This is a genomic window from Vibrio antiquarius, from assembly GCF_000024825.1.
Classification (GTDB): domain Bacteria; phylum Pseudomonadota; class Gammaproteobacteria; order Enterobacterales; family Vibrionaceae; genus Vibrio; species Vibrio diabolicus.
Genome location: NC_013456.1, coordinates 2,589,607 through 2,602,088, shown reverse-complemented (window position 1 = coordinate 2,602,088; position 12,482 = coordinate 2,589,607). Strand labels below are relative to the sequence as shown.

At 43.0% G+C, this 12,482-nt stretch carries 12 protein-coding genes; 6 read left to right on the top strand and 6 right to left on the bottom strand.

The window, feature by feature from the left end; genetic code table 11:
- Positions 1 to 70: 70 nt before the first annotated feature.
- Positions 71 to 748 (top strand): DUF2057 family protein, encoded by a 678-nt coding sequence (locus VEA_RS12050; RefSeq protein ID WP_012841993.1) that lies wholly within the window; start codon positions 71 to 73, stop codon positions 746 to 748.
- 85 nt (positions 749 to 833) lie between these two features.
- On the opposite strand, the gene VEA_RS12045 is transcribed toward VEA_RS12050, so the two are convergent.
- Entirely contained in the window at positions 834 to 1,535 is a 702-nt protein-coding gene (locus VEA_RS12045) for a pseudouridine synthase (RefSeq protein WP_006742131.1), read from the bottom strand.
- 311 nt (positions 1,536 to 1,846) lie between these two features.
- Here VEA_RS12045 and VEA_RS12040 point away from each other — a divergent pair, with 311 nt between their 5' ends.
- Complete coding sequence (locus VEA_RS12040) at positions 1,847 to 4,072, top strand: NADP-dependent isocitrate dehydrogenase (protein ID WP_006742130.1); 2,226 nt, start codon at positions 1,847 to 1,849, stop codon at positions 4,070 to 4,072.
- Between the two features lie 187 nt (positions 4,073 to 4,259).
- Here VEA_RS12040 and cspD read toward each other — a convergent pair whose 3' ends face one another.
- On the bottom strand, positions 4,260 to 4,478 hold the full coding sequence (cspD, locus tag VEA_RS12035) for a cold shock domain-containing protein CspD (protein ID WP_005378407.1): 219 nt from the start codon (positions 4,476 to 4,478) through the stop codon (positions 4,260 to 4,262).
- 704 nt (positions 4,479 to 5,182) lie between these two features.
- Here cspD and clpS point away from each other — a divergent pair.
- Both clpS and clpA read left to right on the top strand, forming a co-directional pair.
- On the top strand, positions 5,183 to 5,503 hold the full coding sequence (gene clpS / locus VEA_RS12030; RefSeq protein WP_031780157.1) for an ATP-dependent Clp protease adapter ClpS: 321 nt from the start codon (positions 5,183 to 5,185) through the stop codon (positions 5,501 to 5,503).
- 50 nt (positions 5,504 to 5,553) lie between these two features.
- Positions 5,554 to 7,821, top strand: coding sequence for an ATP-dependent Clp protease ATP-binding subunit ClpA (gene clpA, locus VEA_RS12025; protein WP_005390700.1), 2,268 nt, complete (start codon positions 5,554 to 5,556; stop codon positions 7,819 to 7,821).
- Between the two features lie 135 nt (positions 7,822 to 7,956).
- On the opposite strand, the gene infA is transcribed toward clpA, so the two are convergent.
- The 3 genes from infA to aat form a co-directional block, all read right to left on the bottom strand.
- The gene (infA, locus tag VEA_RS12020) at positions 7,957 to 8,175 is read right to left on the bottom strand and encodes a translation initiation factor IF-1 (RefSeq protein ID WP_001040192.1); all 219 of its coding nucleotides are present in this window, start codon (positions 8,173 to 8,175) and stop codon (positions 7,957 to 7,959) included.
- Between the two features lie 81 nt (positions 8,176 to 8,256).
- Positions 8,257 to 8,958, bottom strand: coding sequence for an arginyltransferase (locus VEA_RS12015; RefSeq protein ID WP_006742128.1), 702 nt, complete (start codon positions 8,956 to 8,958; stop codon positions 8,257 to 8,259).
- The gene (gene aat / locus VEA_RS12010) at positions 8,955 to 9,662 is read right to left on the bottom strand and encodes a leucyl/phenylalanyl-tRNA--protein transferase (protein ID WP_012841992.1); all 708 of its coding nucleotides are present in this window, start codon (positions 9,660 to 9,662) and stop codon (positions 8,955 to 8,957) included. The genes VEA_RS12015 and aat overlap by 4 nt, the downstream gene beginning before the upstream one ends.
- A 39-nt stretch (positions 9,663 to 9,701) precedes the next feature.
- On the opposite strand from aat, the gene VEA_RS12005 reads away from it, so the two are divergent.
- A complete protein-coding gene (locus VEA_RS12005) occupies positions 9,702 to 10,178 on the top strand; it encodes an outer membrane lipoprotein (RefSeq protein WP_005390705.1) in 477 nt (158 codons plus the stop codon).
- Between the two features lie 290 nt (positions 10,179 to 10,468).
- Positions 10,469 to 11,749, top strand: coding sequence for a 3-phosphoshikimate 1-carboxyvinyltransferase (gene aroA, locus VEA_RS12000; RefSeq protein ID WP_012841991.1), 1,281 nt, complete (start codon positions 10,469 to 10,471; stop codon positions 11,747 to 11,749).
- Between the two features lie 63 nt (positions 11,750 to 11,812).
- Here the strand turns inward: aroA and VEA_RS11995 are convergent, their stop codons facing one another.
- Positions 11,813 to 12,061, bottom strand: a complete 249-nt coding sequence (locus tag VEA_RS11995; RefSeq protein WP_005387884.1) for a YciN family protein — start codon at positions 12,059 to 12,061, stop codon at positions 11,813 to 11,815.
- Positions 12,062 to 12,482 lie beyond the last annotated feature (421 nt).

Genomic DNA, 12,482 nt, shown 5'->3' with positions numbered 1-12,482 from the left:
CCCAGTTTGATATTGTAAGACCCAGCTATATGCTGGGTCTTTTACTATGAAGATAAGGATGAAAAACTCTATGCAGTTATCATTAAAAGTGGCAATGGCGTTGTCTATTCTTGCCAGTACAAACCTTTATGCTGCAACGACTTTAGTGGTTCCAGAAGACGTGAAGTTACTGGCCGTCAATATGGAGAAGCCAAAACTTGAGGGGGGACTTTTCTCTAGTGAGAAGACAATTGAGATCCCCGACGGAACTAACCAAATTGTCTTCAAATATCAACCTGCTTTTGAAACAAACGAAAACCTTAAGACAGTTTACAGTGACGTGATCATCGCTAAGTTTGATGTTGAAAATGAAAAACTAAAGTTTGAACTACCAGAGTTTAAAACTCTTCGTCAAGCGCAAAACAACATCTCACCTTTAGATTGGCAACTGCTGGACACCAAAGGTCAACCTATTGCTTTGGTCGAAGATGTATTAGAGTCAGATGGTGTTCAAATTGGTCGTAATTACCCTCAAGAATCTCGTAACTACAATATTGCTGGCGGTATCGCGAGTGTTGCCGTTAGTTATGTAACTGTGAATCAGCATCAACAATCAGTAAGTGATATCGAGCCTCGAGTTGAGAGTAGTGATACCCGTTCAACAGTCGCATCGAACGACAGCCCAATGGTTGATGTATTAAAGACGATGTACCAGAAAGCGTCTCCGGCGGAAAAAGAGGCATTTAAAAACTGGCTTGCTGAGCAGTAATCCCTTAGTTCATTAGATAGGGCTTAACTGAAAAAGTACGAATCTAAAAAGCAGGCTTTAAGCCTGCTTTTATCTTTTCTGCCTATTAGAGAGAGATTTCTCTCCATTCACCAGGCATTAGGTCTTTAAGGACGATATCACCCATCGAATGACGAATGAGGCGCAAAGTAGGGAAGCCAATGTGCGCAGTCATGCGACGCACCTGACGATTTCTTCCTTCAATAATGGTAATGGCTAACCAAGTGGTAGGGATATTTGCGCGAAAACGAACAGGAGGGGTTCTATCCCAGACTTGTGGTTCTGGAATCACTTCAACTTCGGCTGGTAGGGTCATACCATCTTTTAGCTCTACTCCCTTTCTCAATTTTTCAAGATCTTGCTCTAGAGGAGCGCCATCGACTTGAACCCAATAAGTCTTCGGGGATTTTGACTTTGGCTGCGTGAGCTTCGCCTGCAAGATGCCATCGTTAGTGAGCACCATCAAACCTTCGCTGTCTCGGTCCAATCGGCCAGCCGCATAGACATCTTTGACTGGGATATAGTCCGCTAACGTTTTGCGACCATCACCATCGGTAAATTGACTGAGCGTGTCGTAAGGCTTGTTGAATATAATGACTTTACGGTCTTTTGGATCCACTTTTGGCTTTTGGTTTCTTGCTGAGCGAACAGGGCGACGGTTTGTTTGAGTACGAGTCTTTGAGCTATTGCGAGCTCCTGAGTGTTTAAATCGGCCCGTTTGGGATTGATTGCGACCGCGACCTTTTTCATGACCTGTACGAGATGACATGTTAACTACCCTGCAAAAATGTAAATGAACTGTGTTTGAAAGTTTTAAGTTTTCTCATGATCGGATATGATTTGCGCGCCTAAAACTAACAAACGCGCACAGAATGATAGACTAATTCGTGTTATTTGTTTAATTATATCAGTGCACTCATGGATTCAGAGCCCAGAGCTTCAAACTACAACAAAGAGTGCGAACCGCATGTGGCGTTAGTGAGGAGACATGTACTGCTAACGTGCAGCAATGCGTCAATTAAACCAACTCAGACGCTGAGTTGATCAGCCAACAAGTTGATTAAAAAATAGGGAAATTTCATGCCTACAGAAAAACCTACAATTATCTACACCATCACTGATGAAGCGCCGGCGCTAGCAACTTATTCATTACTACCAATCATTCAATCATTCACAGCATCGTCTGGCATCAATGTAGATACTCGTGATATTTCACTAGCAGGTCGAATTATCGCTAACTTCCCAGAGCATCTAAAAGAAGAACAGCGCATTGGCGATGCGTTGACAGAGCTTGGTGAACTAGCTCAAACTCCAGAAGCAAATATCATCAAGCTACCTAACATTTCAGCTTCAGTTCCTCAGCTTAAAGCGGCGATTAAAGAGCTTCAGGCGAAAGGTTACGATTTACCAAACTACCCAGAAGAACCGAGCACGTACGAAGAGAAAGCGATTAAAGCGGCTTACGACAAAATCAAAGGTAGTGCGGTTAACCCAGTACTTCGTGAAGGTAACTCAGATCGTCGTGCTCCAACTTCGGTTAAGAACTACGCGAAGAAAAATCCACATTCAATGGGTGCGTGGTCAGCAGAGTCTAAGTCTCATGTCGCGAGCATGTCAGATAATGACTTCTTTGGTAGCGAAAAGTCTACGACTATCTCTGGTGCAACAGAGGTAAAAATCGAGTTTGTTGGTAATGATGGTGCAGTTAAAGAGCTCAAGTCTGCGTTCCCATTACTAGATAAAGAAGTCATTGACACTTCAGTGATGAAGAAGAAGGCGCTGGTTGAATTTTTCGAGAAAGAGATTGCTGAAGCGAAAGCACAAGACGTGCTGCTGTCTCTTCATATGAAAGCGACGATGATGAAGGTTTCTGACCCAGTCATTTTCGGCCATGCAGTAAAAGTGTACTACAAAGACGTTTTCGATAAATACGGTAAGCTGTTTGAAGAACTGGGCGTTGATGTAAACAATGGCATTGGTGATGTTTACTCGAAAATTGAGTCTCTACCTGAAGCGCAAAAAGCAGAAATTGAAGCGGCAATTCAAGCGGTTTACCAAATTCAACCAGAACTTGCGATGGTTGACTCTGATCGTGGTATCACAAACTTACATGTACCAAGCGACATTATTGTAGACGCTTCTATGCCAGCAATGCTTCGCTCTTCTGGTCAAATGTGGGGACCAGATGGTAAACAAAAAGACACCAAAGCGATGATACCAGATCGTAGCTACGCAGGTATTTACCAAGCGGTGATTGATTTCTGTAAAGAGCACGGCGCATTTGACCCGACCACTATGGGTAGCGTGCCTAACGTTGGCTTAATGGCTCAAAAGGCAGAAGAGTATGGTTCTCACGACAAGACATTCATTCTAGACGCAGCGGGTACTGTTCGCGTTGTTGATACTGCGGGTAACGTATTGTTAGAGCAAGCGGTTGAAGAAGGCGATATCTTCCGTATGTGTCAGGTGAAGGACGCACCAATCCAAGACTGGGTTAAACTAGCAGTGACTCGCGCACGTGCAACAGGTGTTCCAGCCGTATTCTGGCTAGACGAAAACCGTGCGCACGATGCTGAACTCATTAAGAAAGTAAATACCTACTTACCTGAGCACGATACTGATGGTCTAGAGATTAAGATCCTATCTCCTGTTGATGCTTGTAAGTACTCGCTAGAGCGTATGAAAGCGGGTCTGGATACTATCTCTGTAACGGGTAACGTTCTTCGTGACTACCTAACAGACCTGTTCCCAATTCTAGAGTTAGGTACGTCAGCTAAGATGCTATCTATCGTTCCATTGATGAATGGCGGTGGTCTATTTGAAACAGGTGCTGGTGGTTCTGCTCCTAAGCATGTTCAACAAGTAGAAAAAGAGAATCACCTTCGTTGGGATTCTTTAGGTGAGTTCTTAGCACTAGCTGCATCCCTAGAACATCTAAGTGTGGTGGCAAACAACCCGAAAGCGCAAGTTTTGGCGGATACGCTAGACAAAGCGACTGGTGAGTTTTTAGATACCAACAAGTCTCCATCACGTAAAGTGGGCGAATTAGATAATCGCGGTAGTCATTTCTACCTCGCACTTTACTGGGCGAAAGCACTTGCCGAGCAAACAGACGATGCTGATCTCGCTGCTGAGTTTGCACCGATTGCGAAAGCGTTGTCAGAGCATGAAGAAAAAATCGTCGCTGAGCTAAACAACGCACAGGGTGTGAAAGGAGAACTGGGCGGTTACTACCTGCTAGACGATGCATTGGTTTCTAAGTTGATGCGCCCAAGCGAAACCTTTAACGCGATCATTAACAAGTAAAATAGATGAAAAGAGCACGTCGCTTTCGACGTGTTTCTTATTTTATCAATACTTTGTATGTGGTCTATCTGCATTTCATAAGCTACAAATAGTAAGAAACCCGCTATCTTGGCGGGTTTATTTTTCTCTTCAGAACATCAAAATGATGCTTCGAGAGCAATATTTTTATTTTTCGACAGCGCTCTAATTATTTGGCTTGACCTTCAAGAGGCACGACGCTACTCGCGTGACAGCCTTTGGGACCTTTTTCAATCTCGTATGAGACTTGTTGGCCTGCTTTCAGTGTACGATAACCGTCCATCTGGATAGTTGAGTAGTGGGCAAAGATATCTCCCTCTTCTTCATCTGAACAAATAAACCCAAATCCTTTGGCATTGTTAAACCACTTTACTGTACCTGTAGCCATGCTTTTACATCCCTCATGCATTTTTTACTGAGTTGTTACAACAACCAAGTTATACCTTTAACCTGGTACTACTATTGTCAGCGAACGCTAACAAACATCTAGTCAATGAGAAATCACATTCACCAAGCTGCTTAAAAACAAATGGATTCAAAATGACGATTTATGCATCAACACTTTCCACTGTAGTCAATGAATCCCGACAGTCAATAGCATTAAGCAACAAACAGAAACATAATTGAAAACAAATCACTTTTGAGATTAACAAATTTGCAAACAGTTTTTCGTATATACGCGGAAGTTTGGTCAATTAGCCTGCAAAGTAGTATTCACTGGAAAAACCATACTGTTCGTGTTGCTTATGATAGATGAATCCTCTAACTGAATAAAAAATGAAGTTTTCGTGATAATTACCCCATTCTCAGTTAGGAAGTGTGATCTCGGTAGAAGACTGAGAGATGTTTCGCAATAGCTCGGAGGGGGTAAAAAGAAAGTTATTTTATAAGTAAAAATGTGTAACTTATCGACAAGCATCTTTTATTTGCGCCCCCTCAAGACCTGCATTAGTCTCTATATTAGGTAGCAACTTTTATCGATCAAAGATCGAATTCGGTGCCATATCTCACTACACCGCGCTGCACGCTTGTGGTAGATTGTTTTTATAGGTCGAAAACATCAACCCTTTGATACGATATCTTTGAATTGCCATGAGTAAAAATTTTGAATGGGTCACTCCGGACTCTGATCTTCTGGAGCGAGAAAGTACGAAAGTTCAGCCACCTAAGCTGTACAATGTTGTACTAAATAATGATGACTATACACCTATGGATTTCGTCATAGAGGTACTTGAGCGATTCTTTTCACATGACATTGATAAAGCGACTCAGATCATGCTCAAGATTCACTATGAAGGAAAGGCAATCTGTGGCACATACAGTGCAGAAATTGCCGAAACAAAAGTAGCGCAAGTTACGATGTACGCAAGGGAAAATGAACATCCGCTACTTTGCACTATGGAGCAAGCGTAAACAAAGAAGACTTGCTCGAACAACCCAAGTTGTTTTTTCGGGAGGTACTTATGCTAAATAAAGAACTAGAGTCAAGCCTTAACGGTGCATTTGCTCGGGCGCGAGATAAACGCCACGAGTTTATGACTGTCGAACACCTCCTACTTGCATTATTGGAAAATGATGCAGCTAAGGAAGCCCTTTTAGCTTGTAAAGCGGATCTTGACGCTTTACGTAACGAACTCGATATATTCATCGATCAAACTACGCCTCTTATCCCAGACAGTGATGAGACGCGTGAAACCCAGCCGACTTTGAGTTTTCAACGTGTGCTACAACGCGCCGTCTTTCATGTACAGTCGTCTGGCCGCAACGAAGTAACAGGTGCAAACGTGCTTGTGGCGATCTTCAGTGAGCAAGAGTCGCATGCCGCCTACCTACTGAAGAAAAACGACATCTCCCGATTAGATATTGTTAACTTTATCTCCCATGGTATTACTAAAGCGTCAGGTGCAAGCGAAGACCCATCATCAGATTCGTTCAGTTCAGAGAGTGTCGAAGAGCCGAATTCTGAAGAACGTTTGGAAAGCTTTGCGACTAACCTTAATCAGGTCGCTAAAGATGGCAATATCGATCCACTGATTGGTCGCGATAAAGAGCTAGAGCGCACTATTCAAGTACTTTGCCGCCGCCGCAAGAATAACCCATTATTAGTGGGTGAAGCCGGGGTAGGTAAAACAGCCATCGCAGAAGGTCTTGCTTGGCGAATTGTAGAAGGGCAGGTCCCGGAAGTTATTCAAAACAGCGTGATTTACTCATTGGATATTGGTTCTCTATTGGCTGGTACTAAGTACCGTGGTGATTTTGAAAAACGCTTCAAGGCGATTTTGAAACAGCTTGAAAAAGAAGAAGATGCAATTTTGTTCATCGATGAGATACACACAATCATCGGTGCGGGTGCGGCTTCTGGTGGTCAAGTTGATGCCGCAAACCTTATCAAACCTCTACTAAGTAGCGGTAAGTTGCGTTGTATCGGCTCGACTACATACCAAGAATACAGCAACATTTTCGAGAAAGAGCGTGCGTTGTCCCGTCGCTTCCAAAAGATTGACGTTGTAGAACCTTCTCTGGATGACACAACTAAAATCTTGATGGGCTTGAAGCCGAAGTACGAAGCACATCATGAAGTACGTTACACCAATAAAGCACTGCGTGCCGCGGTAGAACTTTCGGCGAAATACATCAATGAACGTCATTTACCAGATAAAGCCATTGATGTCATTGATGAAGCTGGCGCTCGCAGTCGTCTTGCTCCTGCAAGCCGCCGTAAGAAAACGGTTGGTGTTGCCGATATCGAAGCGATGGTTGCCAAGATGGCACGAATCCCAGAGAAGTCGGTTTCTTCTTCAGATAAAGACATCTTGAAGAACCTAGATAGCAAGATGAAGATGTTGGTATTTGGTCAAGATAATGCGATTGATGCATTATCCGAAGCGATCAAGCTGACACGTGCAGGTTTGGGCGTGGATAACAAACCAGTTGGTTCATTCTTGTTTGCTGGCCCTACTGGGGTGGGTAAAACAGAGGTGACGGTGCAGCTATCTAAGCTTCTAGGGATCGAGCTACTTCGTTTTGATATGTCGGAATATGGTGAGCGTCACTCCGTGAGTCGCTTAATTGGTGCGCCTCCTGGTTATGTCGGTTACGACCAAGGTGGTTTGCTGACAGACGCTGTTATCAAGCACCCACATTCAGTCGTATTACTCGATGAGATTGAGAAAGCGCATCCAGATATCTTTAATTTGCTATTGCAAGTGATGGATAATGGTACGCTAACGGACAACAACGGTCGTAAAGCAGACTTCCGTAATGTCATCCTCGTTATGACAACCAACGCGGGTGTGGCTGAAACTGAGAAGAAATCAATTGGTTTGATTCAGCAAGACAACAGTCACGATGCGATGGCGGAAATTAAGAAGGTGTTCACTCCTGAGTTCCGTAACCGTCTTGATAACATCATCTGGTTTAACAGCCTTGATGAAAGCGTTATCCATCAAGTTGTTGATAAGTTTATTGTTGAACTGCAGGTGCAACTTGATGCTCGTGGCGTATCAATGGAGGTATCGCAAGATGCACGCCATTGGTTAGCGAATAAAGGTTATGATAAGGCGATGGGTGCTCGCCCAATGGGACGCGTTATCCAAGAGCAACTTAAGAAACCTTTGGCTAATGAATTGTTGTTTGGCTCTCTAGTCGACGGCGGCACTGTGAAAGTAACGCTAGTGAATGACACACTTAAATTTGAATATTTGAGTGAGAAAGAGGCAGCGATGCATTAATTGCTCCGTAGGGAAGTAAAAGCGCACGATTTTATCGTGCGCTTTTTGTTTGTCTGAACCTACTCGGAAATAAAAATCATGCAATAAAAAACGGAGCAAACTGCTCCGTTTTTTATTGCATCCGAAAATCAGAGATTAACGAGCGCGGAAGACGATGCGGCCTTTTGACAGGTCGTATGGAGTCATCTCTACAGTTACTTTGTCACCCGTTAGGATACGGATGTAGTTCTTACGCATCTTGCCAGAGATGTGAGCAGTCACAACGTGACCGTTTTCAAGTTCAACACGGAACATAGTGTTTGGTAGAGTGTCAAGGACCGTGCCTTGCATCTCGATTACGTCTTCTTTAGCCATTTAATCCTCTTTAGAAATTAGGCAATATTAGCGGGCTATATTCTGCCGCTAAATAGTAATTATGTAAAGTTGAGGCGTATTCTACCCTCGCCAACGCTGATTTACTAGCCTTTGGTGGCGTTGAAAGCGTGTTTTATAGTTCATTGCTGGACACTCATCAATCTGATAACCCAAATAAAGCCACTGTTGTTTGTTTTCTTGGCAGTATTTTATTTGATAGAGCACTGCCAAAGTGCCAAGAGATAACGGGTAGTCAGGGTCAAAAAAAGTATAAAATGCACTCGAACATTGAGTCATTACATCCGTTACCGCAATGGCGAGTAATTGATTTGACTCATCGTAAATATGCAAAAATGAAGTGGTCAACCAGCTGGTTTGGGCAAACCGATAAAATTCATCACGCTTTGGTGGGTACATAGTGCCGTTTTTGTGTCGTTTGGCAATGTAACGACTGTAAAGCGCAAACCATTCCTCATCCATTTCGGGTTTCATTTCCCAACGTAAAGGCTGTGCTTTACTGAGCAGCCTCTTCTGGCTTTTTGATAGCGTCACATCCGGAATCGAGACTCGAATTGGCTGGCAAGCATTACAATGCTCACAGTGCGGTTTATATATGGTATCTCCGCTACGACGAAAGCCGTTGGCCATCAGTAGTTGATAGTTTTCTTCAGTATGCAGCCCTGCATCAAGTGCTACCGCCACACGCTCTTGCCGTTCAGGCAAGTAACTGCAAGGGTGATTATTCGTTAATCCAATTCGAATATGTTGTATATCCGTACTCATACTGAATCCTGCAAAACTTGGGGCTTATAGGTATCAAATAGTGTTTGTTTTTCTCTTAAAGATAGTAGTTTTTGCATAAACTCGTTACGCTCTAGTTCAAATGCGCCAAGTGATGCCAAGTGCGAGTTCATAACCTGACAATCGATTAATTGACCTTGCTTTGACGCCAAATGGTTGCATAAGTACCACAATGCAATTTTAGATGCGTTATCTTTTAGGCTAAACATCGACTCTCCGCAAAAAAGTTGACCAACGCAGATGCCATATAGTCCCCCAATGAGCTCGTTGTCATGCCATACTTCTACTGAGTGACAGTGACCAAGTTTAGCTAACTCAATATAAGAAGCTTGCATTTCCTCGTTGAGCCAAGTTTCCTCTGCAGGACGTGTTGATGAACATAGTCTAATCACTTCTTCTGTCGCGAAATTGAGCGTTACTTTATAGTTATGTTTACGCTGAAATTTTTTGAGACTTTTAGACGGTTTAAACGCTAAGGGATCAAAAACAGCGCGTGGGGAAGGGCTCCACCATAGAATAGGTTCTCCAGGACCATACCAAGGGAAAATGCCTTGATAGTAACCATTGAGGATTCTCATGGGATCTAAGTCACCGCCAAAAGCAAGCAAACCATTGGGATCGCTGAGTGCTTTATACGGTGAGGGAAAGTTGAACGTATCATCGAGTTCAGTTAAATAAATAGACATAAGAAGTCGTTACCAACATTAGAGTCAGAGGAGTTTATGATGACCTGGTCAAGAAATATTGTGAAAGTATGGCTTTGGATCATACTGTTTTTCCCACTTGCCGCCAACGCAGCATATGAAAGAAATGTTGCCAAGCCGGTAAATGAAGTGGTGTATGGGAAGATTGACTCTGTCCGTTATATTACTCAGCAAGAGGTCGTTCAATCGAAAAATAATGGTTGGAAAACGCTACTTGGTGCCACAATAGGCGGTTTAGTCGGCAATCAATTTGGTGGTGGTACGGGACGAGAAGTTGCGACGGCCGTGGGTGCACTTGCAGGTGCAGCGGTTGCACAAAATCAAAGTAATTACCAATACACGGTTGAATATAAGTTAGTTGAGCTACTCATCAAAGTGAAGGGCGACAAGCTGATTAATGTTATCCAAGATGTTGATAAAAATATGCTATTTAGTCGAGGGGATGAAGTTCGTATCTTATATTTTGATGATGGAGTCAGGGTTGATATCGCTTATTGATCCTACGTTATTTTAACCTAAGGTAGCCTAACCAGGCATGCACAGTAGGGCTGGCTTATCGTCAAATAAAGTCGAAATAGCTTGCTGTTTCGTCGCGCCTCTTTCGCTCTTATTTACATCGCTGGCAATGCCTTTAATTCTGCATCTTTAGGCTACTTGAGTATATTCATAAATTAGCGCCGATTTGCTCTGGTTTTGTCGTGTTTTTTTGGGTAGTCTGAATTCACGAAGAATTGTTTAGCTCTCATAAAAAATCGTATGTTGAGGGCACAAAGGATTATCAACTTTTAATGGAAAGCCTAACGTTACAACCTATCAATAAAATTCAAGGGGAAGTGAATCTTCCTGGCTCTAAAAGCGTTTCTAATCGAGCTCTTTTACTTGCTGCTCTTGCTAAAGGCAGAACTCGCCTTACTAACCTCCTCGACAGTGATGATATCCGTCATATGCTGAATGCGCTGACTAAACTCGGCGTTCAATACCAACTTTCCGAAGATAAAACAGAATGTCTCGTTGAAGGCCTTGGGCGTCCGTTTTCTGTCTCAGAACCGGTAGAGTTATTTCTCGGTAATGCTGGCACTGCGATGCGACCGTTAGCTGCGGCTCTTTGTCTTGGAGAAGGGGAGTATGTACTGACGGGCGAACCTCGTATGAAAGAGCGTCCAATTGGTCACCTTGTCACGGCACTGAAAGATGCTGGTGCGAAGGTTGAGTACATGGAAAACGAGAACTTTCCGCCTCTCAAAATAGTCGGTACTGGCCTAAAAGCAGGTACAGTTTCTATCGATGGATCCATTTCAAGTCAGTTCTTGACCGCTTTCTTAATGTCTGCGCCATTGGCTGAAGGTGAAATTCGCATCAACATCGAAGGCGAGTTGGTTTCTAAGCCTTATATCGATATCACCCTGCATATCATGAAGCAGTTTGGGGTCGATGTGATCAACAACGACTATCAAGAGTTTGTGATTCCTGCCGGTCAGCAATACATCGCTCCAGGTGATTTCTTGGTTGAAGGTGATGCGTCTTCTGCTTCTTACTTCTTAGCGGCGGCAGCCATCAAAGGCGGAGAAGTTAAAGTCACGGGTATCGGTAAAAACAGCATTCAAGGTGATATTCAATTTGCTGATGCGCTTGAAAAAATGGGTGCAGAAATTGAATGGGGTGATGACTACGTAATTTCACGTGTTGGTCAATTGAAAGGCATCGATATGGATTACAACCATATCCCTGATGCTGCAATGACCATCGCGACAACAGCGCTATTTGCCGAAGGCACTACTGCTATTCGTAACGTTTATAACTGGCGTGTAAAAGAAACAGACCGTTTGTCAGCTATGGCGACGGAATTACGTAAAGTGGGTGCGGAAGTGGAAGAAGGGGAAGACTACATCATTGTCAAACCTGTCTCTCAGTTAAAGCATGCTGCGATTGATACTTACGATGATCATCGAATGGCGATGTGTTTTTCGCTGGTGGCACTTAGTGATACGCCTGTGACGATTAACGATCCAAAGTGTACGTCGAAAACGTTCCCTGACTACTTCGACAAACTTAAGGCTTTAAGCTGCTAAATATTCTGACCTGAAACAGGAAAGCCAGAGTGAATAACACTCTGGCTTTTTTGTTTTCCGCTACTATTTAACCAGCGTAAATTCCTTGGAAAGGTGATGCGCTAAGTATTTGAACATATTGAATACTGCAGTCGTATTTGAAGTTGGTAAACCTTTGTCATCAAGGAAGTATTCACCTTTAAAAACTAAAACACCTTCTTTTTCTTCTACGCTTGTTGCTCGCATCCCTTCGATGTAATCATCGTGTTCTTGGATGATTTGGTTAGCGATCAAAAGAAGGTCGAACTCTTCGATAAACGTTCTATCAGACATACTTTTTCTACCATTCATTTCAGTTGAGAACGCTGAGTATACCTACAACTAAAATGGGTTTGCATGATTAATTCAGTCAATCGTTCACTTAGCCTAAACAGATCAATTTTTAGAGTGTAAGTATGATTAGTTGGAGGATATGGAAGAGCCACTGAACGAAACTATTTTGTGATGGGTAACAAAATTTATTGCATTGGATTAGCGGATGCTAAGTTTGCCTGTTTAGATATGCCGCTCAATACCTTTCAGAACCCTGTCTCTTTGAAGTATAAAGACGATGAATTGTCAACCAATCGGATCTGAATTTCAAAAAAGCAGTTGATCTTCTTTTCATCTCGCACAATAGTAAAAAAAGAAGCAATGAAATAGAACATTATGCGGGTGGCCTTTAAACAAGGTTTCTACCCGCATTATTATGAAG

What these genes read in the sequence shown, in the direction of transcription:
- VEA_RS12040 (WP_006742130.1), top strand. Translation starts at nt 1,847, where the DNA reads ATGCCTACAGAAAAACCTACAATTATCTACACCATCACTGATGAAGCG.
- VEA_RS11995 (WP_005387884.1), bottom strand. Translation starts at nt 12,061, where the DNA reads ATGTCTGATAGAACGTTTATCGAAGAGTTCGACCTTCTTTTGATCGCT.
- VEA_RS12050 (WP_012841993.1), top strand. Translation starts at nt 71, where the DNA reads ATGCAGTTATCATTAAAAGTGGCAATGGCGTTGTCTATTCTTGCCAGT.
- VEA_RS12015 (WP_006742128.1), bottom strand. Translation starts at nt 8,958, where the DNA reads ATGAGTACGGATATACAACATATTCGAATTGGATTAACGAATAATCAC.
- clpS (WP_031780157.1), top strand. Translation starts at nt 5,183, where the DNA reads ATGAGTAAAAATTTTGAATGGGTCACTCCGGACTCTGATCTTCTGGAG.
- VEA_RS12045 (WP_006742131.1), bottom strand. Translation starts at nt 1,535, where the DNA reads ATGTCATCTCGTACAGGTCATGAAAAAGGTCGCGGTCGCAATCAATCC.
- infA (WP_001040192.1), bottom strand. Translation starts at nt 8,175, where the DNA reads ATGGCTAAAGAAGACGTAATCGAGATGCAAGGCACGGTCCTTGACACT.
- aroA (WP_012841991.1), top strand. Translation starts at nt 10,469, where the DNA reads ATGGAAAGCCTAACGTTACAACCTATCAATAAAATTCAAGGGGAAGTG.
- clpA (WP_005390700.1), top strand. Translation starts at nt 5,554, where the DNA reads ATGCTAAATAAAGAACTAGAGTCAAGCCTTAACGGTGCATTTGCTCGG.
- cspD (WP_005378407.1), bottom strand. Translation starts at nt 4,478, where the DNA reads ATGGCTACAGGTACAGTAAAGTGGTTTAACAATGCCAAAGGATTTGGG.
- aat (WP_012841992.1), bottom strand. Translation starts at nt 9,662, where the DNA reads ATGTCTATTTATTTAACTGAACTCGATGATACGTTCAACTTTCCCTCA.
- VEA_RS12005 (WP_005390705.1), top strand. Translation starts at nt 9,702, where the DNA reads ATGACCTGGTCAAGAAATATTGTGAAAGTATGGCTTTGGATCATACTG.